The sequence below is a fragment of the Nannocystis bainbridge genome (assembly GCF_028368995.1).
In the GTDB taxonomy this organism is placed as follows: Bacteria; Myxococcota_A; Polyangia; order Nannocystales; family Nannocystaceae; genus Nannocystis; species Nannocystis bainbridge.
Map to the genome: position 1 here is coordinate 1523933 of NZ_JAQNDL010000003.1, position 22716 is coordinate 1546648.

The 22716-nt window shown below is 72.2% G+C and carries 16 protein-coding genes; 9 read left to right on the top strand and 7 right to left on the bottom strand.

The window, feature by feature from the left end:
• Positions 1-22: 22 nt before the first annotated feature.
• The gene (locus POL25_RS31305) at positions 23-2731 is read right to left on the bottom strand and encodes a protein kinase domain-containing protein (protein WP_272089937.1); all 2709 of its coding nucleotides are present in this window, start codon (positions 2729-2731) and stop codon (positions 23-25) included.
• Positions 2732-2895: 164 nt separating this feature from the next.
• On the opposite strand from POL25_RS31305, the gene POL25_RS31310 reads away from it, so the two are divergent.
• Both POL25_RS31310 and POL25_RS31315 read left to right on the top strand, forming a co-directional pair.
• The gene (locus POL25_RS31310; RefSeq protein ID WP_272089938.1) at positions 2896-3285 is read left to right on the top strand and encodes a hypothetical protein; all 390 of its coding nucleotides are present in this window, start codon (positions 2896-2898) and stop codon (positions 3283-3285) included.
• Between the two features lie 135 nt (positions 3286-3420).
• Positions 3421-4236, top strand: coding sequence for a hypothetical protein (locus tag POL25_RS31315; RefSeq protein WP_272089939.1), 816 nt, complete (start codon positions 3421-3423; stop codon positions 4234-4236).
• A gap of 113 nt (positions 4237-4349) precedes the next feature.
• Here POL25_RS31315 and POL25_RS31320 read toward each other — a convergent pair whose 3' ends face one another.
• The 3 genes from POL25_RS31320 to POL25_RS31330 form a co-directional block, all read right to left on the bottom strand.
• Positions 4350-5906, bottom strand: a complete 1557-nt coding sequence (locus POL25_RS31320; protein WP_272089940.1) for a fibrinogen-like YCDxxxxGGGW domain-containing protein — start codon at positions 5904-5906, stop codon at positions 4350-4352.
• A gap of 407 nt (positions 5907-6313) precedes the next feature.
• The gene (locus POL25_RS31325) at positions 6314-6649 is read right to left on the bottom strand and encodes an STAS domain-containing protein (RefSeq protein WP_272089941.1); all 336 of its coding nucleotides are present in this window, start codon (positions 6647-6649) and stop codon (positions 6314-6316) included.
• Entirely contained in the window at positions 6646-7113 is a 468-nt protein-coding gene (locus POL25_RS31330; RefSeq protein ID WP_272089942.1) for an ATP-binding protein, read from the bottom strand. Before POL25_RS31330 ends, POL25_RS31325 begins: the two co-directional genes overlap by 4 nt.
• 496 nt (positions 7114-7609) lie before the next feature.
• Between POL25_RS31330 and POL25_RS31335 the strand changes: the two genes are divergently transcribed.
• Complete coding sequence (locus POL25_RS31335) at positions 7610-9409, top strand: SUMF1/EgtB/PvdO family nonheme iron enzyme (protein WP_272089943.1); 1800 nt, start codon at positions 7610-7612, stop codon at positions 9407-9409.
• A 295-nt stretch (positions 9410-9704) separates the two neighbouring features.
• Here POL25_RS31335 and POL25_RS31340 read toward each other — a convergent pair whose 3' ends face one another.
• Both POL25_RS31340 and POL25_RS31345 read right to left on the bottom strand, forming a co-directional pair.
• On the bottom strand, positions 9705-10430 hold the full coding sequence (locus tag POL25_RS31340) for a hypothetical protein (protein ID WP_272089944.1): 726 nt from the start codon (positions 10428-10430) through the stop codon (positions 9705-9707).
• Between the two features lie 771 nt (positions 10431-11201).
• The gene (locus POL25_RS31345) at positions 11202-11996 is read right to left on the bottom strand and encodes a DUF1295 domain-containing protein (RefSeq protein ID WP_272089945.1); all 795 of its coding nucleotides are present in this window, start codon (positions 11994-11996) and stop codon (positions 11202-11204) included.
• Between the two features lie 144 nt (positions 11997-12140).
• Here POL25_RS31345 and POL25_RS31350 point away from each other — a divergent pair, with 144 nt between their 5' ends.
• The 4 genes from POL25_RS31350 (at position 12141) to POL25_RS31365 (ending at position 18348) form a co-directional block, all read left to right on the top strand.
• A complete protein-coding gene (locus POL25_RS31350; protein ID WP_272089946.1) occupies positions 12141-13466 on the top strand; it encodes a cytochrome P450 in 1326 nt (441 codons plus the stop codon).
• Between the two features lie 236 nt (positions 13467-13702).
• Positions 13703-15127 carry a hypothetical protein gene (locus POL25_RS31355; RefSeq protein ID WP_272089947.1) on the top strand — a complete coding sequence of 475 codons (1425 nt, stop codon included), beginning with the start codon at positions 13703-13705 and terminating at the stop codon, positions 15125-15127.
• A 559-nt stretch (positions 15128-15686) separates the two neighbouring features.
• The gene (locus POL25_RS31360) at positions 15687-17096 is read left to right on the top strand and encodes an N-6 DNA methylase (protein ID WP_272089948.1); all 1410 of its coding nucleotides are present in this window, start codon (positions 15687-15689) and stop codon (positions 17094-17096) included.
• On the top strand, positions 17089-18348 hold the full coding sequence (locus POL25_RS31365; protein ID WP_272089949.1) for a restriction endonuclease subunit S: 1260 nt from the start codon (positions 17089-17091) through the stop codon (positions 18346-18348). The genes POL25_RS31360 and POL25_RS31365 overlap by 8 nt, the downstream gene beginning before the upstream one ends.
• Before the next feature lie 54 nt (positions 18349-18402).
• On the opposite strand, the gene POL25_RS31370 is transcribed toward POL25_RS31365, so the two are convergent.
• Positions 18403-19527, bottom strand: coding sequence for a ribosomal protein L7/L12 (locus POL25_RS31370; protein ID WP_272089950.1), 1125 nt, complete (start codon positions 19525-19527; stop codon positions 18403-18405).
• Between the two features lie 298 nt (positions 19528-19825).
• Here POL25_RS31370 and POL25_RS31375 point away from each other — a divergent pair, with 298 nt between their 5' ends.
• Together POL25_RS31375 and POL25_RS31380 are read left to right on the top strand one after the other, a co-directional pair.
• Positions 19826-21541 carry a tetratricopeptide repeat protein gene (locus tag POL25_RS31375; protein WP_272089951.1) on the top strand — a complete coding sequence of 572 codons (1716 nt, stop codon included), beginning with the start codon at positions 19826-19828 and terminating at the stop codon, positions 21539-21541.
• A gap of 269 nt (positions 21542-21810) precedes the next feature.
• Positions 21811-22623 (top strand): flagellar biosynthesis protein FlhF, encoded by an 813-nt coding sequence (locus POL25_RS31380; protein ID WP_272089952.1) that lies wholly within the window; start codon positions 21811-21813, stop codon positions 22621-22623.
• Positions 22624-22716: the final 93 nt, after the last annotated feature.

A 22716-nucleotide genomic window follows, 5' to 3' on the forward strand; every position in this document is an offset into this window, starting at 1 on the left:
ACAATCCTCGAGACTATCGCGATCACCCCGCGCGGGCCTGCGGCCGGAGCTGCGACAGCTGCTGCTCGACCTCCGCGAATTCCTGCGCGCGATCCGGGTCGCGCTTCAGCAGCGCCCGCGCCTGCTCGAGCGCCACCCTCGCGGCTCCTACCTCGCCGGTGCCCTGCAGCGCCAGCGCCTTGTTGCGCAGCACCAGCAGCAGCAATTCTTCGCCGGGCTCTCCGGCCGCGCGCGCCACCGGCTCCGCCGCCGCGAACCGCTGCAGCGCCTCCGGATGGCGCTGCAGCGCCACCAAGCTCTCGCCGAGGTTGCTCTCGGTGATCGCGCGGTGCAGATGTCCCTCGGGCAACACGCGCTCTTGCAGCCGCAGCGCCTCCGCGTAGGCCGGCACCGCCCCGCTGAAGTCCCCGCGCCAGTGCAGCACCGCCCCCAGGTTGACCAGCGCCGCTGCCAGATCGGGGTGCTCCGCCGGCAGCACCTGGCGGTAGATCGCCAGCGCCTGGCGGGCGTGGTGCTCGGCCCGACCGAGCTCCCCCGTCGCGCTCGCCTGGCCCATCAGCGACGCGTGGGCCCGCCCGCACTCGACGCAGCTCGCCCCGTACGTCTCGCTCCAGATCGCCAGCGCCTCCTCGAGCAGCGCCCGCGCCCGCGCCTGCTCGCCGCCCTCGAGCAGCAGCACCGCGAGGTCGTGAGACACCCGCGCGCGCTGGGGATGACGCGGGCCGAGCTGCTCCGCGCACAGCCCCTGCGCCTCGACCAGCCGCGCCTCGGCCTCGTCGCGGCGGCCCAGCAGCGCCAGCGCGTTACCCAGGCTCTGCAGCGAGCGGATCAGCTCGAGCGTCGGCCCCTCGCTGAAGCGCAGCCGCGCGTACGCCTCGCGGTGCAGGCCGACCGCCTCGGCGAAGCGACCCTCGGCCGCGGCCGCCACCCCGAGCGCGTTGAGCAGCGTGGCTCGCCGCGGCCCCTCGTCGCCCAGCCGATCGAGCAGCGCCTGGGCCCGGCGCGCGCGCTCGTGCATGCGCTCGGGGCTCACGCGCAGGCGCGCGGCCACTGTCGCCAGCGCGACCCATCCGCTCGCCGTGATGTCGTCGAGCCCGTGCGCCTCGGCGACATCGATCGCCGCCAGCAGGCGCGTCTCGGCCGCCACGATCTCGCCGTCCTCCGCGCGCAGGCGGCCCGCCGTCAGCAACGCGTCGGCCGCGAGCGCCGGCTCGTCGAGCCCCTGCGCCCGCGCCCCCACCTGCTCCGCCAGCCGCAGGCCCTCGCGCCGGTCACCCGCCGCCGCCTGCGCCCGCGCGGCGATCAACGCCCGCCGCAGCTCGTCGCGGACGCCTGACTTTTCGGACATGTCCCTTGCGACATTGGCGGCTTGCGCCTTGCAGCCGGCGATCGGCGGCAGCGCCTGGACCACCGCCATCGCCTGCTCCGCGTCCGCCCCGCCCGCGAACGCCAGCACCTCGGCCGCGCGCCCCAGCCCCTCCGCCGCCTGCCCGAGGCAATCGAGCTGCGCGTGCAGCTGCGCCGCCGCGCTCGCCGACAGCGCCGTCGTCGCCTCGCAGGCCCGCAGGCGCGCCTGCTGCCATTCGTCGGCGTACGCGTCGAGCGCGAGCGCGACGCGCCGCCCAGCCGCGCGCGCGTACTCGCCGGGCCCCGCGAAGCTGGCCTCCAGGGCCGCGCGCTGCGGATCGCCCCACGCGCGATCGATGCGCTGGATCGCCGCCTCGCACGAGGCCGCCCGCGGCTTGCCGCCGTCCGACGCCATCAGCCCCGCGAAGCCCCCGATCACCACCAGCGCCGCCGCCAGGCCGACCCGACGCCACCACCGCCCCGGGTCGCGCCCCAGCGCGGCGATCAGCGGCTCGAGCGACGCGTAGCGCTGGCTCGCCGCCGGCGCCAGCCCGCGCGCCAGCGCTCGATCGATGCGCCGCGGCACCTCGCGTCTGCGCGTCGCCGTCGCCTCCGGCTTCGACCCCGGGCGCTGCCCGTGCAGCGCCTCGTGGAGCGACACGCAGAAGCTGTAGATGTCGCTGCGCACGTCCGGCGGCCGGCCGGCGCGCTGCTCCGGCGCCATGTAGGCCGGCGTCCCGACCACCGCCCCGGTCCGCGTCAGCGGTGAATCGGACGACAGCGACAGCGCCGGCGAAGCCCCCTCGACGCCGCCCTCCAGCGCCACGCCGGTCGGCCGCGCCAGCCCGAAGTCGACCACGTACACGCGCTCGTCGTCGCCGACCAGCACGTTCTCGGCCTTGAAGTCGCGGTGCACCAGGCCGGCCGCGTGGGCCGCTTGCAGCCCGCGCGCCGCCGCCACGTACTTGGCGACCGTGGCCCGCCACGTCCGCGGCCGCTCGCGCTGCCAGGCCCGCAGCGTCTGCCCGTGGATCCGCGCCATCACGATGTAGATCTGGCCGCGGAACTGCCCGATCTCGTGGATCTCCACCACGTTCGGGTGACGCACCTGCGCCAGCAGCCGGGCCTCGCGCAGCAGCCGGCTCTCGAGCGAGCCGGGGCCGTCCACCCGCGCCAGCTTGATCGCCACCTCGCGCCCGAGCATCGGGTCGTGCGCCGCCCACACCGTCCCCATGCCGCCGGCGCCGATGCGTCCGAGCACGCGATAGCGGCCGATCGCCAGCAGCTCCGACGAGTCGGAGCACGGCTCGCTCGGCGGTCGCCCCGACGCGTCGATCGTGTCGAGCTCGACGAGCGGCTTGCTCTCGCGGGTGGTCGTCTCCACGGCCTCGTGGCGCCTCGAAGCGCGCGGATCTCCTCGAAAATCGCGGTAACACGAGGATCGCGGCCTGACAAGGTCTCAGGGTGCGCGCGCACCGAAGATCTTGCGTCCGCGTCAGCCCCTGCAGGCGTCACGACCGCGCGCTCTTGATATAGAGTTCGCCCCCGATGGCCAACTACACATCGACGATTCCAGTCCAGATCAGCGAGGTCACCAGCGGCGCCAGCTATGTGCTGGTGCTCGACACCGACGCTGCGGCCGCGTCACCCCAGCTCAATCCGCGCGACCAGGTCACGGCGAGCACCACCGGCACCTCGGTCCTGGTCACCGTCGATTCGACCGGTGGCGCGCCCACGATCACCGACGTGGTCGCCATCCCGATCGACGGCGCCCCGTCGGTCTCGTTCACCGGCAGCGCCGGCGTGTACACGGCCAACTTCCCGGCCACCCTGACCACCTACTACTCGTGGCGCATCGAGGTCACGGTCGACGCCGAGGCGCGCCTCGGCAAGGCGCTCGTGCTCGACCCGATCCTCATCATCCGCCGCACCAACTGATCGCGGACCTGCGATGATTCCGCGGATCGCACTGCGGCGATTCGCGGAATCTTCACATGGCCTTTTGAACATGTCTACGAAGACAGCCTGCGTCATGCAATAGAACGTCGCGCCGCGGGGTTCTCTCGCTCCCGCATGTCGCTCTCGCCTCGCCTCGCCCTCGCCTGCGCCCTGCTCACGCCCGCCTGCGCCGGCCGTCGCGCGCCGGCTCCGCTCACCCAGGCAGCACTGCGGTCCGAGCTCGACCGACACACCTGCGCGCGCTGGGAGCCCTCGGTCAAGCAGTGGAGCCTGCTCCTGTTCGACCCCGACTGCGAGCCTGCGCCGCCGTCCGGTGACCCTGCGAAGCTCGTGCACGCCGCCGTCGCTCGCCTGCGGCCGCTCGTGTTCCTCTCGACCGCGGTCTACGACCGCTTCTACGACGCCCCCGGGGCCGCGGCGCTGCCCCCCGCGACGGCCCAGCGCCGCGCCGACGCCGTCGTGTGGTCCGACCCCGACCTCACCGCGGCGATCTGGCGCGCCCTCGCCGTCGAGCTCGGCGCGCGCGGCCTCGCGTGCAGCGACTGCCCGCCCGGCCCCGCGCCCGCGCCCGTCACGATCGCCTGGGCCGACCTCTTCCCGTACCTCGCCGCCTACGTCTGGCCGGCGCAGGCCAGCCCGGACGCCCCGGTGCAGATCTTCACCTGCAGCGGCATCCACGGCGCCGCTGCCCTGCCCGAAGCGCCCGCGCTCACGCAGGCCGGCAAGCTCGTCGCCCTCGCCTTCGCCGACGACCCGGCCCACGGACGCGAGATCCACGACCTCGCTGGCGCCGGCTCGTTGGCCGACGTCACGCGAGCCGTGCGCGACTACCTCGATTCGCCGCCGAGCCGGCGCTTCGCCTGCGCCGCCCTGGCCGACGTCGCCTGGTACACCGGCCTGCGGATCACCGACTGCGACGCCGCCGGATGATGCGGTCGTCATCAAATGTCTTCAAGGACATGCCCTTCACGACATGTCCTTGGCGACATCTGCCAGTGATGCCCGCGACGCCCCGATGACGCGAGGCGTCGCGGCTCATTCGCTCAGCGGATCCAGATGTGACCGGCCGTGTTGTAGATCATCGGGCCTGCCGCGAAGCCGGACGGCGTCCGCCACGGCGCGTCGACGCCCGGGGCCACGTCGCAGCCCGACGTGTAGTACGACTGCGCGCCGAAGCCGGCCGCGTCGTTGAGGGTGTTGATGTTGTTCTCGTTGTTGAGCACCAGCCCGAAGCGCACGCGCGCGTCGTAGCACGATTGGTCGTCGTCGATGTTGATGCCGGTGGCGATGTACATCGGGGCGATCGACGCCTCGGCCAGCGTGCGGCCCTGGATCGTCAGCCACTTGACCTTCTCCGCCTGGGCCTCGTTGAAGTAGAGCCCCTTCATGGCGATGTCCGAGCCGACCGGCGTATTTTTAAACAGGTCGAGCAGCGTCGTCGTGCCCGGCAGCGCGTAGGACTTGCAGGCGTAGGCCTTGGTCACCGGGTGCTGCATGCAGCCGCGGATCTCGCCGCCCGGCAGCACGTTGTAGGCCTGGAACTTGCCGTCGAGCGTGTCGGTCGGCGACTTCAACGCCTCGTTGACGACCGTCACCGTCGTCCAGTGCGGCGAATAGAAATCGAACGTGCCCTGCGCCGGCGCGAAGCGGATCGCCAGCGCCCAGCCGCCGCCGTCGGTCGTCATGTCGCACCACACCTCGAACGACGCGCCCGGGCCGGCGCCGTCGGCGTCGATCGTGTAGAGCCCGTTGGCCGCGTTCGGCTGGGCCTGCTTGATCGCCTTGCAGCTGGCCGAGACCACGCACTGATTCTGGTCGCAGCTGCCGCTCCCGCAGTCGCTGCCCTGCTCGCAGCCCTCGGCCAGCTCGCACGGCGCGCAGTCGGGCCCGCCGCAGTCGACATCGGACTCCGCGCCGCTCTCGATCCCGTCCTGACAGCTCGGCGGGGCGCACAGGGTCGTGCACGCGTCGGTGTCGTCGGCGTTGCCGTCGTCGCAGGTCTCGACCCCCGCGTGCACGAACCCGTCGCCGCAGCTGGCCGCCGCGCAGGTGCTGAGGCACGCGTCGGTGTCGATCGCGTTGCCGTCGTCGCACGCCTCGCCGACCTGGATCGCCCCGTCGCCGCACGACGCCGGCGCGCAGTCGTTGTTGCAGTCGTCGGCGTCGACCTCGTTGCCGTCGTCGCACGCCTCGCCGGGCCCGACGAAGCCGTCGCCGCAGCTGGCGTTCTGGCAGCCCTCGACGCACGTGTCCGTGTTGTCGTCGTTGCCGTCGTCGCACGCCTCGTCGCCCTCGACCTGGCCGTCGCCGCACACCGGCGGCGGCCCGTCGGTCGTCGAGGTCGAGGTCGTCTCGCCGTCGGTCGTGCTCGTCGTGCCCGTCGTCGTCGTCGTGTCAGTCGTGCTCGTCGTCGTCGTCGTCTCGGCGTCGGTCGTCGTCGAAAGCGAGCTCGAGCTGGTCGCGTCACCCGAGGCGCTGCCGTCGGTCGGCACCGTGGAGGTGCTGGTAGTCGGCGCCGTGGTCGCCTCGGTGGGCGTGCCCGTCGTCGTCTCCACCGTCGTCGTCTCGGTCCCGGTGCCCGTCTCGGTCGCGCTGGTCACGGTCGCCACGCCGTCCCCGTTGCACGCGATCAGCGAACACATCCCCCACGCCGCGGCCCTCACAAGCTGTCTTTTCATCGATCCTCGCCTCCCTACAATCCGCACGACGGGTAGTCCGAGGCGCCCTTCCCTGTCAAGGACGGGGCCCCCGGCGACGCACGCGCCGTGACGCAGCGCAGAGCATCATCCATGAGCTCGCCGAGTGCGCGCCCGGTCGTCCGCATGGAGCCGCCCCGGAGCGTGCTTTCGAGCCTGCGCGAACGAGGGCCTCCTTTGCGACAGCAGGGCGCGAGCCGCAGGAGCTCATGCGACGGTTCGCCCCGAGGCCCCGGCCGAGCTGGCTTCGACCGACGACGCGCCCGGCGTCACAACATGTCCCAAGAGACATGTCGAAGCGCCGGCTCGCCTCACGCGAACGAGCGCACGGCCTCGTCCTCGCTCTCGTGGACCTCGAACACCGACAGCAGCCGCGTGATCAGGAGGACGTCGTGCACCCTGGGCGGCACGGCCGCGAGCTTGAGCCTGGCGTTCTGGTTGTTGGCGGTCGTGTAGGCGCTGACCAGCTCGCCGATGCCGGACGAATCCACCGTCGTCACCTCGGACAGGTTGAGCACGAGCTTGCGCGCGCCGTTGTCGAGGGCGGCCCGCACGGCGTCCCGTAGGGTGGAGCCGGTCTCGATGGTGAGCTTGCCGCGCGGCGCGAGCACCGTGACGTCTTCGAGCTGTCGGGTCGTGATGGTCATACCTTGTCTCCTTGTTGTTCGCGGATCGGGACGAAAGGACGCGGGGCCGCGAATCGCGAGCGCAGGACCACCGAAGTCCCGCCGCCCGCCCGCGGCACGAAGCGAGCATCGTCGACGAGGTGGCGGATCAGGAACACGCCGCGTCCGTCGGGCCGCAGCCGCCGCGCCGGCTCGCGTGGGTCCGCGAGCCGGGCGGCGTCGAAGCCCTCGCCGCGGTCCTCGACCCGCACGACGAGCTGACCGTCGCGCGCCTCCGCGGTGAGCGTCACCGATTTATCGGGGTCTTCGCGGTTGCCGTGCACGATCGCGTTGGCCACCGCCTCGCGCACCGCGAGGTCGATGCTCCACTGCGTCTCGGCGTCGACGCCCGCGCTCCGCATGAACTCGCCCAGCGGCTGCTGGACGGCCTCCACGCTGCGCCTGCGGCTGGCGAGGGTCAGCTGAATGGAAGGACCTGCTGCCACGGGCCGCCAACCCTAGCATGGCCCACCACGCCCGCCACGCGCATGAATGCGCCGCCGCTCTCTTCCTTTCATGATGGTCGCGGCTCGGGCAATCGTCCGCTCGCCCACCGCTGATTCGCTGACATCGCGCGCGACATGGCCTTTGCGAGCGAAGGTCCGCTTCGCCCTCGCTCGAAATCATGAGAGCACGGCCGAGCCCGGTAGCACCCAACCCTGCCACACGAGTTCGCAGGGTTCAGATCCGTCGCGCGAAGCGGGTTCGTGCGCATCGAGCCTCACGGGCGAGCGGCGCACCGATGGCGACGCGAGGGTAGATCTCGCAGCACAGGGCCGAGGCCCCGGCGAGCGCCCACCACGCCGCCCGCCCGCGCACGGCCGACGACCCCACGCACTCGCTCGCGAGGACGCCGAGGCGCTTCGACTCGCGCGGTCATCGCGGGCCGCGGCTGGCCGATCGGTCGCACAGCCCCACCGTCCTCGACTATTCTGTTCGCGCATGCCGAAGGCGCAGCGGCTCGCGGGGCTCGTGTCGTCGACCCTGCTGGCGTGCGCGCCGGAGCTGCCGCGAAGCGTGCAGCCGAGCGGTCGCAGCGGCGCCGAGCCCTGGCCCGACATCGCCGCTCCGATGCCGGCCCGGCGAGACAGTCGGGGCGACGCCGCCCTGATCGTCAGCATCGAGGACTACAGCCAGCTGCCCGACCGCCCCGGCGCCCACGCCGTCGCCGGCGCGTGGTACCGCTATTTGTGGCAGACCCGCGGCCTGCGGCCCGCGCGGATCTCCTGGCTGCGCGACCGCCAGGCCGGCGGCGACTCGCTGCGCAAGGCCCTCCAGCAGGCCCACGGGAGGGTCGGCAAGGACGCCACGTTATGGGTCGTGTTCGTCGGCCACGCCGCGACGGCCGCGGGCGACGCTCACGGGATCTTGCTGGACCCGGACGCCAGCGCCGGTCGCTGGCGCGGCACGCCGGTGCGCGGCTTGCTCGCGCTCGCGGGCCACGGCCTGCACCGGCGCCTGATCGCCGTGCTCGATGGCTGCCTGCCCGAAGGGACAGGTGACGCCGCGCGCTCCGGGCTGACCGCCTCGGGCCTGCCCGCGCTCGCGCCGTGGGCCGGGCTGGCCCCGCGTTCGCACGACCCCATGCGCGGGTCGGGCCTCGGAGCCATGCTCGCCGAGACCAGGGACCGGGTCGCGCTCGACATGGCCCGCCGCGGCCGCGAGCCGGCCGACGCGGTCGTGTTCACCGCCGGGGCCGGGCCCGCCTGCCGCGAGGACCTGCCCGGCGCCGACACCCCCGCGCTGTCGTACCTGCTGCTCGGCGGCCTGCGCGGGTGGGCCGACATCAGCGGCGACGGTCGGGTCAGCGCGAGCGAGGCGCACCGCCACGTCGACCTGCTCCTTCGGACAGGTTATCACGGCAGCCCGGCCACACCGCGGCCGCAGGCGCGCGGCGTCGAGTTCACCCTCGCTCACGACGCGCGCGAGCGCGGCCCCACGATCGCCGGCGTGTTGCCGCTCGACGAGACCATCGACGAGCGCGCCCTGGCGGCCGAAGCCGGGGCCCTGTTCGTCGCCGAGCCGATGCTGAAGATCGATCGCGGGCGCTTCACCCTCGGCTGCCGCAGCCGACGCGACCGCGCCTGCGAGGCCGACGAACGGCCGGCCTCGCGGGTCTTCCTCGACAGCTTCGCCATCGACGAGCACGAGGTCACGTGGCGCGACTACGCCGCCTGCGTCGCCGCGGGCGGTTGCGAGAAGATCGCCGTGCATCGCTGCGAGGTGTGGACCGGCGACGCGTTCGTGCGCGGCGCCCCGCTGGCCGACGCATTCATGCGCGAGGATCACCCGGTCGTGTGCGCGACCTGGGCCCAGGCCGCGGCGTTCTGCGCCTGGCGCGACAAGCGGCTGCCGACCGAGGCCGAGTGGGAACGCGCCGCCCGCGGCCCCGACGACCGCCACGAATACCCGTGGGGCGACGCGCCGCCGACCTGCCAGCGGGCCCAGACGCACGAATGCGGCCCCACCACCGCGCCGGTCGGCAGCCACCCCGCCGGCCGCAGCCCCGACGGCGTGCACGACCTCGCTGGCAACGCCTCGGAGTGGGTCGCCGATTGGTACCACCCCCGGGCCTACGCCCGCAGTCACGGCCACAACCCCGCCGGCCCCGACCGCGGCGAGGTCCGGGTCGTGCGCGGCGGCAGCTTCTACGACGGCCCCGGCTACCTGCGCGTGTCCTATCGCTACGGCCTCAGCCCGCAATGGGGCTACGGCACCGTCGGCTTCCGCTGCGCGCGCTGATATCACATGTCCCACGGGACATGTCGCCCGCGCAGTGATACGCTCCCGACGCTCTTTTTAGCGGTTATCGAGCATCGGGAGAACCTTCGAGTTCGCGGCGCCTCGCCGGGACATAGGGACCTCGCGCGGAGCGCCTGCCATCGTCCGTGAAGCACCGGCCCGGCGCGGCATACCCCGCGCCCGAAAAATGGCCAGTCACGCAATTTCGGTGGTCGTGGCCCCGCTGCGGGTTCGCTCGTCACCGGGGTCCAGGCCGGGGAGCGGGCCCGCAGCGGGGCGAGGGGAATCACGGCAGTTACAGGCAGCTGCTCGGGCCGACGTAGATGTCGCCGTCGCAGAACAGCGCCCCGCCGGTCACGCAGGCCTCGAGGCAATCGGACATCAGCTCCGCCGCGCAGAAGGCGAACAGGTGCAGGTCGTCGTTGAAGTCGAGCTGGACGCTGCAGGCCGGCTCGACCGCGATCGGGTCGCACTGGGCCAGACAATCGAGGCCCTCCTGCACTTCACAATCGGTCTCGAGGTCGAAGCCGAGGTCGGTGCACTCGTCGAACTCGAGGTCCGGGACGAGGTCGACGTCCGGGAAGAGGTCGATGTCGATGTCGATATCGAGGTCGATGAGACCGAGCAGACAGGCGTCGGCGCCGACGAACAGGCCGTCGCAGAACAGCGCCCCGCCGTCCTCGATCTCGGCCTCGCACAGCGCGACCATGTCGCCGAGGCAGTCCGCGAAGTCATGGATGTCCGGGCCGGGCCCGAGCTGGACGAGGCAGGCCTCCGCGACGCTCACCGGGTCGCAGACGAGCTCGTCGAGGTCGTCGATCACGATACAGTCGGCGCCGAGGTCGAGGTCGATATCGAAGCACTCGCCGAGGCCGAGATCGATGTCGTCGTCGCCGTCATCCTCTCCGCAGCCGATGCCGAGCAGAGGGCACAGGTCGATCAGGGCGTGGGCCGGCGTCGCCATGCTGGCCGCGGCGGAGAATGCGAAGACCGTGAAGAGGTGGGAAATGGTGCGTGACATTGGGAATACTCCTTGGTAGGTCCATCGAACCCGTCGATAGCGATCACGGACGGGCTCGGCGAATCCCCTGCTATGAATCCCGCAGGGTCGTTTCGGGCTAACCATGGAGCCCCGGCAGGTGCGGGCAAACGACAAAAACATGCGCTCGCCCGCCCTTCACCCTGGAAAACGGCGTCTAGCGGCGTTCTTCGGCCACTTTACGCGGTTTTCCGGCGGCCTCTCCGCCCCCCTGGGGGCATGCGTCGGGGGAATACACCCCCGGCGCTTCGCCCCGCCCGGTCCATCAGGCGAGCTCACCATTAAAAGGCCTCGACGCGCCCATTTCGCCGGCTCCATGCGATGTCTCCATGCCGTCATTGGCAGGACCCGATCTGGAATGCGGGTTCGACCGCGATGGCGTACGACCGGTCCATGGCGCTCGCCGACGCGCAGGACAGGCCGGTCCGTCGCGCCGCTTCGATCGGCCTGAATCGGGCCAATTCCGCCGCTAATCGGCGAATTCGCGAGAGGCAGACCCTCGAGTCCCGGAGCGGGAATTGCGCGTTCGGTCTACCCCGTTATGATTCGCAGCGACCTCGTCCTCGGCCCTGCAGACAGCGCTGGGCTCGCTGGCACGATCGGGCCGAATCACCTCACTCGACCCCGGCCGAGGCCGCCTGTCACCGGACCGAGCCCGCAGGCGCCCGCCGTGAATCAAGGCTCACGACCCGCGCCCTGCCACCATTCACCCGGCGCCCCGCGACCTGTCGCGGAGCGCCTCGCCTCGGCGCCTCAGCGGCGCGGGAACCACGGCACCAGCCGCGACGTCGTCCGCTGATAGTCCGCGTAGTTCGGGTACTTCGTGCGCGTCAGCTGCTCGGTGAACTTCGTCGAGCCGTGGAACAGCAGCGTCAGCAGCACCGGGCCGACGATCGCCACGTTGACGAGGCCCGCCCCGGACGCCACCGCGAACGCGTAGAACGTCCACCACATCGACACCTCGCAGAAGAAGTTCGGGTGGCGGGAGTAGCGGAACAGCCCCTGCGTCAGGAACTTGGGCCCGTACGCGCTGCCGCGGGCGCGCTTGGCCTCATGGAACCGCCACTGTTGTTGGTCCGCGATCGTCTCGCCCGCCAGCAGCATCAGGAACACCAGCGTCGCCAGCGTATCGAGCGCGCCCCACGGTGCGGCCGTCGGCGACGCTGCCACGTAAGCCGGCAGCGCCAGCAGCAGCAGCAGCCCGTTCTGGATGAACGCGATGAACACCAGGGCGAACACCGCGAACAGCGGCGGCGGCAGCCGGCGGCGCAGCTCGACCCACCGATAATCCTCGCCGCCGGGCGCATAGCCGCCCTTGCGCGCGAAGTTGAAGGTCAACCGCGCGCCCCACAGCGCGGCCAGGATCGTCATCACAGTCAGGCGCGCGTCGCAGGCGGGCGCCTGCGCGGCGAACCACGCCACATACGCGGGCGGGAGGATCGACCACACGCGGTCGACCCAAGAGTATTCGCGGGTGGCCGCGCCGAGCAGCCAGCACAGGGAAGCAGCGCCGAGGCACGCGAAGAACGCGGCGTGGAGAGGGTCCATGCGCGGCATCCTATGTCGAAACGCGGCCACGTGCGACGAGCGCGGCGCGCGGACGGCCGTCCGTACATGGCCACGCCGGGCTCACGCGGCCTCCGCGGGCGTGGACGCTGCGAGATCTCTCCGCTATCGTCGCCGCGGTTCTTCATGCTCGACCTCTCGCTCCGCCGTCGACTGCAGGCCCCTGGCAACATGCTGCAGTTCGCCTGGCGGCCGCAGCAGTTCATCGCGCGTCACACCACGGCCGCGCCGATCCACCAGGTAGCGATGCCGGGCGCCTCGCCCTTCTTCGTCGCCGACCCCGAGCTCATCGACGAGGTCCTGGTCGGCCGCAGCAAGCTGTTCATCAAGGACCGCTTCACCCGCGAGCTGTCGCTCGTCGTCGGCAACGGCCTGCTCGTCAGCGACGGCGACTTCTGGCGGCGCCAGCGGCGGCTGGCCCAGCCGGCCTTCCACCGCGAGCGCATCGCCGCTTACGGCGCGATCATGGTCGACCACGCCGAGCGCCTCGCGTCGACCTGGCGCGAAGGACAGGTGCTCGACATCCACGCGGCGATGATGCGCCTCACCCTCGACATCGTCGCCGACACCCTGTTCTCCACCGGCGTCGACCGGGCCATCGCCGAGACCATCGGCGACGCGCTCGACGTCATCATGGCCCGCTTCTCCGACCCGACCTTCGCCTTCTTGCCGTGGCTCGCCGACCTGCCGCTGGCCAAGAACCGCCGCTTCCGCGAGGCACGCACGCGCATCGACGGCGCCATCCGCGGCATCGTCACCGCCCGCCGCGCGAGCGGCCGCGACGAGGGCGACCTGCTGTCGATGCTGCTGCGCGCGCGCGACGACGAGGGCGGGCAGATGAGCGACGAGCAGCTGCGCGACGAGGCGTTCATCCTGTTCGTCGCCGGCCACGAGACCACCGCGCTGGCGCTGACCTGGACGTGGATGCTGCTGTCGCAGCACCCGGAGGCGTGGGCCAAGCTGCGCGCCGAGCTCGATCACGTGCTCGGCGACCGGCCGCCGACGCTCGCCGACGTCCCGGCGCTGCGCTACACCGATTGGGTCGTGCACGAGAGCATGCGGCTGTACCCGCCGGCGTGGAGCATCGGCCGCGAGGCGCTCGAAGACCTCGAGCTCGGCGGCGTCGCCGTCCCGCGCGGCGCCCAGCTGTGGATGTTCCAGTGGGCCGCCCACCGCGATCCGCGGCACTTCCCGCGGCCCGAGGCGTTCGAGCCCGAGCGGTGGGACGGCGACCTCGCGCGACGGATCCCCCGCTTCGCCTACTTCCCGTTCGGCGGCGGCCCGCGCCTGTGCATCGGCAACAACTTCGCCTCGCTCGAGCTCGTGCTGGTGCTCGCCAGCCTGGCCCGTCGCTGGCGCCCGGTCGTCCGCGCCGCCGATCGCCCGCGCCCGCAGTTCTCGATCACGCTGCGGCCTGTCGGCGGCATGCGGGCGACGTTGCAGCGGCGCTGAGGGCCGCGGGGCGCGGCGGCGGGCTCGCAACGCGGCGATCGTCGGGCGGAGGCCGCGCCCGCGATCGATCGCCGCAGCCTCGCGTCGCTACCCCTACATCCGCCGCGAAGATCCTCCGCGCTCGCACCAGGCGGCTTCTTCGCCTGGCTCGATGTGGTTGAACGCCCGGGGGCCTGCCCCATGGTTCTACCGTGCGTCACCAGTCCCCGGGGACAGGCGACCGGAGGGGAGGTGTCATGGCCGCAGTCCGCGTATTTCACGTCCGTCGGCCGCGCTGGCGCCGACCCTTGACGATCGCCGCGATCGCGCTCGCCGCCGTGATCGCCATCGTCGGCCTGGTCCCGTGGTCATGCGCCTCGCGCCCGGGCGATCGCGCCTCGCTCAATCGCGAGGTCACCGCCGCCGCCGCCGTCGACGCCGACGACCTCGCCCGCGGCCGCCGCGACTTCTACGCCGAGGACTTCGGCAACGAGGTGTTCTTCAGCGACGTCATGGGCGTGCTGCGCGGCCCGCTGCGGGCCTGGCCGGCCGCGCGGGCGCTGTTCAAGCTGCGCGGCGCCGGCACCACCGACCTCGAGATCGAGCTCGCCGAGGACCTCACGATCGGCGGCCAGACCTTCGCGCGCGGCAGCAAGCTCGGCACCGGCCTCGACGTCGCCGCCGGCTCGTTCTTGCCGCTCGGCGTGGTCGTGCACATGTCGCGCTACGAGCTCCGCGTCGGCATCACCTGCGCCCTGTGTCACTCGACCGTCGACCCCGAGACGAAGCAGGTGATCCACGGCGCCGCCAACAGCGACCTGCAGGCCGGCCTGCTGGTCGCGCTCGCGCCCAACAGCGCGGCCTTCCGCGCCCACACCGACATCGCGCCGCTCCCCGATCTCGCAGCCGTCGAGGCCGCCGTCGATCGCACGCTCGCGGCGTGGCCTCCGGGCAGCTTCGACGCCACCCTCGACGGTGCCGCCAATCCGACGCGGATCCCCGATGTCTTCGTCCACGAAGAGGCCCCCTATGGTTGGACCGGCTCCTCGCGCGCCGGGCCGCTGTCGGGCCTCGCCCTCTACATCAACGGACCGACCGCGCTGCACGCCGTCAGCGCGCCCTACGTCGAGCCGCCGGAGTGGCAGCGGATCGTCGCCATGGCCGCGTGGCAGGACGCGTTGCGTCCGCCCGAGGTCGTCGTCGACGCCGCGGCCGCGGCTCGCGGGCGCCAGGTGTTCACCCGCGCCGGCTGCGAGCGCTGCCACGCGGGTCCTGCCTACACCACCCAATCGGTGCTCCCGCACGCCCGCGTCGGCACCGACCCCGCCCGCGCCAATGGCCAGAGTGGCTACAAGATTCCCGGCCTCGTCGGCCTGTGGTGGAGCGCCCCGTACCTGCACGACGGCGGCGTCGCCGTCGCCCCCGGCGAGAGCGTCGTCGGCGTCGGCAACATCCGCGCCCGCGGCTTCCCGCTCGACCCGCGCGCCAGCCTGCGCGCGCTCCTCGACCGCGAGCTGCGGGCCCGCGTGATCGCGGCCAACCACGCCGACACCGCGCGCTGGGAGCTGCACGTGCGCGGCGTCGGCCACGAGTTTTGGGTCGACCCCGGCGCCGGCTTCACCCCGGCCGAACAGGGCGCCCTCGTCGAGCATTTGTTGTCGCTGCGGATCCCCGGCGGCTGAGCGCCGACGAATTCCGGGTCCATCGTCCCACGAGGATCGTCCAGACTCCGCGAATTCGCGGCCCGCGAATCATCCGACCGCGATGACCTGCGCCTCCGCCTCGCTGCGCGCCCGCCAATCGACGGAGTCGCCATTCGCATCGGCGCTGCTCCGCCCGTGCGGTCCCCGCGCCCGCGGTCTTCGGGCGCCATGTCTCGAAGGACAGCTGAACGGCGGCGATCACGCTTGTCGGAGCGCCGACCGAGTCGCCTCGCGATCGCGTGTGCGGAATGACCAATGTCTGGCGCCCGCAGGGCCTGCGTTCGCCCCGGTGATTGCCGCGCATGTATGCTCGTTCACAAGATTTGCTCGCCGACGCGATCGCCGACGCGGCCCCGCGAAAACGCGCAGCGGTGGGCCCAGGGCCCGTGATGCGGCTGCGGACTGAACATTCGCTCCTGGTCGTTGCATCGGCAAGTTCACCCCAGCGGCAGGCCCCATCTGGGGCTCTTGCGGCGTGTTCTGCCTCATGCGCGATTGCGCGCCCCACGCGGTTTTGCCGGCGTATCCTCGCGTCCGGATGCTTCCCCGTGTGCGCCGCGACGACACCACTCTCGAGCGCCAGCTGTGGCTCGCGGCCAACAAGCTCCGGCATCACCTCGATGCGGCGGCTTACAAGCACATCGTGCTCGGGCTCGTATTTTTGCGCTGGGCCTCGAGCAGCTGGCCGGCGATCACCGCCGCGAGCAGCAGCCCCGACCTGGGCAAGCGCCTCGACGACGCGCTGCTGGCCCTCGAGCGCAGCGACGTCGCGCTGCACGGCGTGCTCACCCCTCGCTACGAGCGCTCGGGCCTCGACCCCGCCTGTCTCAAGGAGCTGGTCGGTCTGGTCGGCAGCGTCGACATCGCCGGCGACCGCGACCTGCTCGGGCGGATCTACGAATATTTCCTCGCCGAGTTCGCCAGCGCCGAGGGCCGCAAGGGCGGGCAGTTTTACACCCCGCGCGGCGTCGTCCAGCTGCTCGTCGCCATGCTCGCCCCGCGGTCCGGGCGCGTCTACGACCCCTGCTGCGGCAGCGGCGGCATGTTCGTGCACAGCGCTCACGCCGGCATCAATCTGTTCGGACAGGAGTCGAATCCGACCACCTGGCGGCTGGCGAAGATGAACCTCGCGCTGCGCGGCTTGCAGGGCGACCTCGGCCCCGGGCCCGGCGACACCTTGCGCCGCGACCTCCACCCCGACTTGCGGGCCGAGTACATCCTCGCCAACCCGCCGTTCAACGCCAGCGCGTGGGGCGAGCCGGACTCTGGCGATACCCGCTGGCGCTACGGCCAGCCGCCGTCGCGCTGCGCCAACTTCGCGTGGGTCCAGCACGTCCTGCATCACCTCGCCCCGCGCGGCGTCGCCGGGGTCGTGCTCGCGTGCGGCAGCCTGAGCTCGCGCCGCTCGGGCGAGGGCGACATTCGCCGCGCCATCGTCGAGGCCGACAAGCTCGACTGCGTGGTCGCCCTGCCGTCGCAGCTGTTCTACGCCACCTCGATCCCCGCCTGCCTGTGGATCTTCGCCGACGACAGGCGCGGCGGCGACGGCCGCTCGCGCCAGGGCGAGGTCCTCTTCGTCGACGCGCGCCACCTCGGCACCATGGTCACTCGCACCATGCGCGAGCTGTCGCGCGCCGACATCGAAGCGATCGCCGGCACCTATCGCGCCTGGCGCGGCGACTCCGAGGTCGCCGCGACCGAAGGCGAGCCGCCGCGACCGGTCGAGGTCGCCGGCTTCTCGCGCGCCGTCGACCTCGCCGAGATCGCGCGTCAGGAGTTCGTGCTCACGCCCGGGCGTTACGTCGGCGCTGCCGCCGAACCGGCGCCCTCCGAGCCCTACGCCGAGCGCATGCGACGGCTCGCCGGGACGCTCGACGCCCAGCTCGTCACCGCCGCCGAGCTCGATCGCAAGCTCCGCGACCTCGTGCGGGAGCTCGACCATGAGTGAGCGGCGCCTGAGCACCCTCGGCGCGCTCGGGCGCATCGTCATCGGCGGCACCCCGCCGGCCGACGACCCGGCGCATTTCGGCGGCCCGATCCCCTTCATCACCCCGACCGACCTCGACGGCCGGCGCAACATCGACGGGGCCACGCGCACGCTCACCGAGCTCGGCGCGCGCATGATCGGCGCCTCGCGGGTGCCCAAGGGCAGCGTCCTCTTGACCTGCATCGGCGCCGACCTCGGCAAGACCGCCTGCACCGGCGTCGACGCTGCCATCAATCAGCAATTGGCCGCCCTCGTCGTCGATCCGCCCAATTGCCCGCGCTACGTCTATTACGACCTGCGCGCTCGCCAGCGCGAGCTGCGGGCCGCCGCCGGCGGCTCGGCCCAGCCGATCCTCACCAAATCGGGGCTCGTGCGGATCCCCATCGTCTTGCCGCCGCCGCGCCGTCAGCAGGCGATCGTCGAGGCGCTCGGGGCCCTCGACGACAAGGTCGAGCTCAACCACCGCCTGTGCGTCACTCTGGCCGAGATCGCGGGCGCCCGCTTCCGGGCCCAGTTCGTCGACCTCGAAGCCCCGCCCGACTGGAAGCACGTCCGCCTCGGCGAGCTGTTCGACCTCGACAAGGGCCTGTCGTACCGCGGCGAACTGCTCGGCGACACCGGCATGCGCTTGCTCGGCCTCGGGGACTTCGGCGCCCGCCCCGAGCTCGACGCCGAGGACGTCCCGCGGCGCTACGGCGGCCGGCATCAATCACGGCACATGGTCGTCCCCGGCGACATCCTGATCGCCAACACCGACCTCACCCAGCGCCGCGAGCTGCTCGGCGCCCCGCTGCGGGTCCCTCACCTCGGCGAGAGTCCGGTGCTTTTCTCGCACCACGCCTTCGCCGTGCGGTTTTTGCCTGGCCGCGAGGGCTGGCGCGAGTTCGTCTACTTCGCCCTCCAGCAGCCCGAGTTCCGCGCCCGCGCGGCCGGTTTCGCCTCGGGCACCACCGTGCTCGCGTTGCCGCGCGACGCCGTCCTCGATCACACCATCGCCCTGCCGCCCGAGCGGCTGCGCCAGGCCTTCAGCGACGTCACGCGGCCGTTGCTCGCGCGCATCGACCACGCCAAGCAGGAGTCGCGCGCGCTCGTCGAATTGCGCGAGCACCTGCTCCCCGCGCTGGTCTCCGGCGCCCTCGCCCCGCCGCAATTCGGCGACTCGCGGCCCGTCTCTGAGCTCGCCCTCGACGCGATCGCCGACAGCCGACAATGACGGTGGCAGGCGACCTGCCCGCAGTGTCCATGGCACGACGCGCGCAGGACGTAATCAGTACGTCACCCCGAGGTGCTTCTCGGCGCACCCCGAGCACACGTCGGGCTTGAATCGCCACTCCGGCGACGTGGTCTCGCGGCAGTAGGAGCACACGGTGAACTTCGCCCGCCGCGCCGCTGCCGCCGCTTCGATGGCGGGGCGCACGGCTTCCAGCCGCGCGACCGGATCGGCGGGCAGCTCGTGCCAGCGCCAGCGCGCGCGCAACCCGTGGGCCCGCTCGGGCGTGTGAGGCCCGGGCCAGCGAATCGCGAAGTCCCGCACTTCCAGGGCCTCCGCGTCGGCCCGCACCACCACCTCGACCGGCGCACCGGCCTCGAGCAACGAAGCGCCCTCGGCCAGCATCGCCGGTTCGCAAGGTTTGTCCTCGCCCCGTACCGCCGCCTGGCCGCCCGCAGCAGCGACGCGTTCGATCACCACGCGCGCCTCGTCGCCGTCGAGCGTCTCGAGCAGCACACACGGCAACGCTTCCAGCATGTCCCTCGCGCTCCGCAGGTTGCATCCGACGATATCGCGGATCAGGCGGATCGCGGCCGGTCGGCCGGGCGGAGGTACGCGCAATTCGACGACGCGTTCGCGGCACTCCGGATTGCGCTGATGATTCGTACACCAGTAGAAGGGCGACACCCACGCGTTGAGTTCGTCGTCGCCGTCGTGCACCGCGATCTCCAGCACCGGCCCGGGCAGCGCCCAGCGCAGCGACTGCAGCAGCGTCGCCGCGACGTTGTCGAGCTCCAGGCCCGCGGGCAGCGGCTGCAGGTCGGCCTCCCGGAGCCCGCCTGCGAGCAGCGTGGGCGGCTCACCCGGGCGCCTCGCCGGCCGCCACGGGTACAATCGCCGGTGGCTGAGGGCCCCCACGCGGGCCACCCAGGCCGGATCGAGGCCTCGCGCGAGCTCGTCCAGCGCCGCCTGCCGGTCGCGGAACTCCGCTTCGCGGCCCGGGACGACCGGGTGGCCGAGGCGCGAGCGCGGCGCGCGAATCCGGGTCTCGGCCAGCGCCGCGTCGAGGGCCAGGAATTTCCCGCGAGGATCTCCGTGATCGATCAGCGCGACCGAGCAGGCTGCTCGCACCCGCCGGTCGAGGGGCGCACCCGCCAGCGCGATCATCAGTGCCTCGTGCATCTCGCGACCTTACTCGAGCGGCTCGAACCCGAGAAGTCGCGGCCGCCGTGAAGTGCCGCCCAGGACCCGCGATTCGTGCGTCGCCTCGCCCGTGCGATCCGCATCACCCGGATGGCGAGAGCGCCGATCTGCCGCCGACGCCACCCGCGCGCCCCCCGCAGGCGCGCGCTCGCGGCCGCGAGGATTTGGACGAATCGGTCGCCGGTGCCTCGTGGCGGCGAGCGCTCGCCGCCGACCTCGTCACCTCTCGGGCGCCGCCTGCGACTCGGCGTACCTTCAGCGATGGAGCCTGATTGTCATGTCTCGAGCGACAACGATCGCCGTCATGGCCCTCTGCGCCTGCGGTCGGCGCGGCGGCGACGGCGTCACCGATCCGGAGGCCGGCGCGACGAGCAGCCATCTCGCCGCCATCGGCGACCCGGGCAGCGGCGAATCGTGGAGCTTGAAGTCGCTGGCGCGCGGGGCCGTGTTGTTCGACGACCTCGGCGACCACCGCCGGCCCGTCACCACCCAATCACCCCAGGCGCAGGCCTTCTTCGATCAGGGCCTCAACCTCCTCTATGGATTCAACCACGACGAGGCCGCGCGCTCGTTCGCCCGCGCCGTCGAGCTCGACCCGGGCTGCGCCATGTGTCTGTGGGGAGTCGCCTACGCGCTCGGCCCCAATTACAACATCCCGATGCTGCCCGACCGCGCCCACGCCGCCTGGGACGCCGTCACGCGGGCGCAGCAGCACGCGCAATACGGGCGGCCGGTGGAGCTCGCGCTGGTGGCCGCGCTGGCGCGCCGGTTCAAGGGCTCCGACTACGCCCCGCCGGCCGAGATGCAGGTCTACAACCGGATCTACGCCGACGAGATGCGCGACGTCGCCAGGCGATTCCCCGACGACCTCGACGTCCAGGTGCTGTTCGCGGAAGCGTTGATGAACGTCGAACCGTGGCGGCTTTGGAGCAACGAGGGCGTCGCGGCGCCGGGCACGCCGGAGATCGTCGAGACCCTCGAATCGGTGCTCGCGCGCGACGAATCGCACCCTGGCGCCAATCATTTCTACATCCACGCCCTCGAGGCCTCGGCCCGGCCCGAGCGGGCGATCGGCGCCGCCGACCGCTTGCCCGCCTTGATGCCCGGGGCCGGACACATGGTTCACATGCCGGCCCACATCTATCAACGGGTCGGCCGCTACGGCGACGCCGCCGAGGCCAACCGGCGCGCGGTCCAGGTCGATCAGCGCTACCTCGCCCGCGTCGAGCCGATCGGCTATTACACGTTCTACCTGGCCCACAATTACGGCTTCCTCGCCTACGCCGCCGCCATGCTGGGGCGCAGCGCCGAATCGCTCGAGGCCGCGCGCAAGTCGGCCGAGCACATGCCGCGCGACATCGTGTGCGGCATGCCTGGCATGGACTTCTTCCTGGCCGAGCCGTTCTTCGTGATGGTCCGCTTCGGCCGCTGGGACGAGGTCTTCGGGGCCTCCAAGCCCGACCCGAAGCACCGCACCCTGGTCGCCCTGTGGCACCACGCGCGGGGCATGGCGCTGGCGGCGAACGACGAGATCGAGGGCGCCTACGCCGAGGCCATGCAGATCCGCGACATCTTGCGCGAGCTGCCCGACGATCAGCTCGCCGGCCTCAATCAGGGCAGGCGGGTGCTGCAGCTCGCGGCCGACGTGGTCGAGGCGCGCGCCGCCGAGGCCGAGCGTTCGCCCGAGGCGATCGCCCGGTGGGAGCGGGCCGTCGCGCTGGCCGACACCCTCGCCTACAACGAGCCCCCCGATTGGTTCTATCCGTTGCGTCACTACCTCGGCGCCGCCCTCCTCGACGCCGGGCGCGCGCGCGAAGCCGAGGCCGTCTATCGGGCCGACCTGGCGCGCCACCCCAACAACGGGTGGGCCTACTTCGGCCTGTGGAAGTCGCTGGCGGCGCAAAAGAAGAGGGCCGCCGCCAGGCGGGCCGAGCGCGACTACCACGACGCGTGGGCGTCCGCCGACTTCGAGCTCGAGCGGACCGCCTTCTGATCGCAGGTCGGCAATCGTCATACCTCGCCCCGGGCGGAACCGCGCCGGCAATGCGGCGCGGCAATGGACGAATGGCTCGCTGACCACAATCGAGTCATGCGTGGACCTGGGGCCTCCGGGCGATTCGCTGCAGCGTGCGGACGGCCTCGCCGGGCCGATCGGGCGCCAGCGGACACATGCACGCAGCAACTGTCCGCGTGCCGGCATCGGCATCACTGTCTCGTGCGATTGCGATGGATGTTTCTACATGGATCGTGTAACCTCGGAGTGTGACCACGTTCGAGCAGATTCAACGCCAGCTCTGGGACTCCCTGATGGATCACGAGCGTCGGGTGTTCCTGCAGCTCATTCAGGACGAACTACCGACGCTCACCCTGCGCGAGCTCGGCGAGATCCTCACCAGCCCCGCCGCGCGCAGCGTCGGCGCCCTGCCGGTGACATCTCTGCTCAGCAACCCCACGGCCCAGGAGGTCGCTCCGCCGTCGGTGTCGAAGGTTCCGCGGCGGCCCGCCGCGCGTGTCGTCGACAAGTCCGTCGATTCATCGGCGGCACCCCGCCCGCGATTGCGGCCGGTGTCGGCTCCGCAATCGCCGGTGTCGGCTCGCGTCCTCGCTGACGCCGAGGCCGCCGCCGCCGACGCCGCCCGGGCCATCGAGGCCGAGCTGGGCGCCCGCCCCGAGGCTCCCGCCTCCAATCAGGCGCCCAGGGCCGTGCGCGTCGAGGCCTCGGCAGCGCCGCGACGTCCGCGTCCGGAGCCCGCCCAGCTCGAGATCGCGCCGATCGCCGATCGCAGCAATGTCGACGTCGTGCGCAGCGCCATGTCTCGCACGCTCGCCCAGCACAATCGCTTCGATCCCGACACCCTGGTCATGAACGCCCTGCGCACCACGGTCGAGCCGATCCGGGCCAAGGACCTGCGGCCGCGCGTCGGATTGCAGCCTGACGACCTGCGGGCCGTGCTCAATCGCCTGGTCAAGACCGGCGCCATCCGCCGCGAGGGCGAGGGCCCCGACACCGTCTATCAGGTCTTCACCGTCGCCGCTGCCAGCGCCGCCGCCGAGGCCGCCGCGCCGCTGGCCTGAGCGTCGCTCCCCGCACCCAGGCGCGGCCCTCGTGCCTCGCGTGATTCGCCCTCGGTAGATTCCCAGCACCTGCCTCTCACCTGTCTCTCGGGT

Bases quoted from the DNA above. Each gene is read 5' to 3' on its own strand.
- POL25_RS31345 (WP_272089945.1), bottom strand. From the start codon at position 11,996: ATGGACCCTCTCCACGCCGCGTTCTTCGCGTGCCTCGGCGCTGCTTCC.
- POL25_RS31350 (WP_272089946.1), top strand. From the start codon at position 12,141: ATGCTCGACCTCTCGCTCCGCCGTCGACTGCAGGCCCCTGGCAACATG.
- POL25_RS31360 (WP_272089948.1), top strand. From the start codon at position 15,687: ATGCTTCCCCGTGTGCGCCGCGACGACACCACTCTCGAGCGCCAGCTG.
- POL25_RS31370 (WP_272089950.1), bottom strand. From the start codon at position 19,527: ATGCACGAGGCACTGATGATCGCGCTGGCGGGTGCGCCCCTCGACCGG.
- POL25_RS31365 (WP_272089949.1), top strand. From the start codon at position 17,089: ATGAGTGAGCGGCGCCTGAGCACCCTCGGCGCGCTCGGGCGCATCGTC.
- POL25_RS31340 (WP_272089944.1), bottom strand. From the start codon at position 10,430: ATGTCACGCACCATTTCCCACCTCTTCACGGTCTTCGCATTCTCCGCC.
- POL25_RS31375 (WP_272089951.1), top strand. From the start codon at position 19,826: ATGTCTCGAGCGACAACGATCGCCGTCATGGCCCTCTGCGCCTGCGGT.
- POL25_RS31325 (WP_272089941.1), bottom strand. From the start codon at position 6,649: ATGACCATCACGACCCGACAGCTCGAAGACGTCACGGTGCTCGCGCCG.
- POL25_RS31335 (WP_272089943.1), top strand. From the start codon at position 7,610: ATGCCGAAGGCGCAGCGGCTCGCGGGGCTCGTGTCGTCGACCCTGCTG.
- POL25_RS31315 (WP_272089939.1), top strand. From the start codon at position 3,421: ATGTCGCTCTCGCCTCGCCTCGCCCTCGCCTGCGCCCTGCTCACGCCC.
- POL25_RS31310 (WP_272089938.1), top strand. From the start codon at position 2,896: ATGGCCAACTACACATCGACGATTCCAGTCCAGATCAGCGAGGTCACC.
- POL25_RS31355 (WP_272089947.1), top strand. From the start codon at position 13,703: ATGGCCGCAGTCCGCGTATTTCACGTCCGTCGGCCGCGCTGGCGCCGA.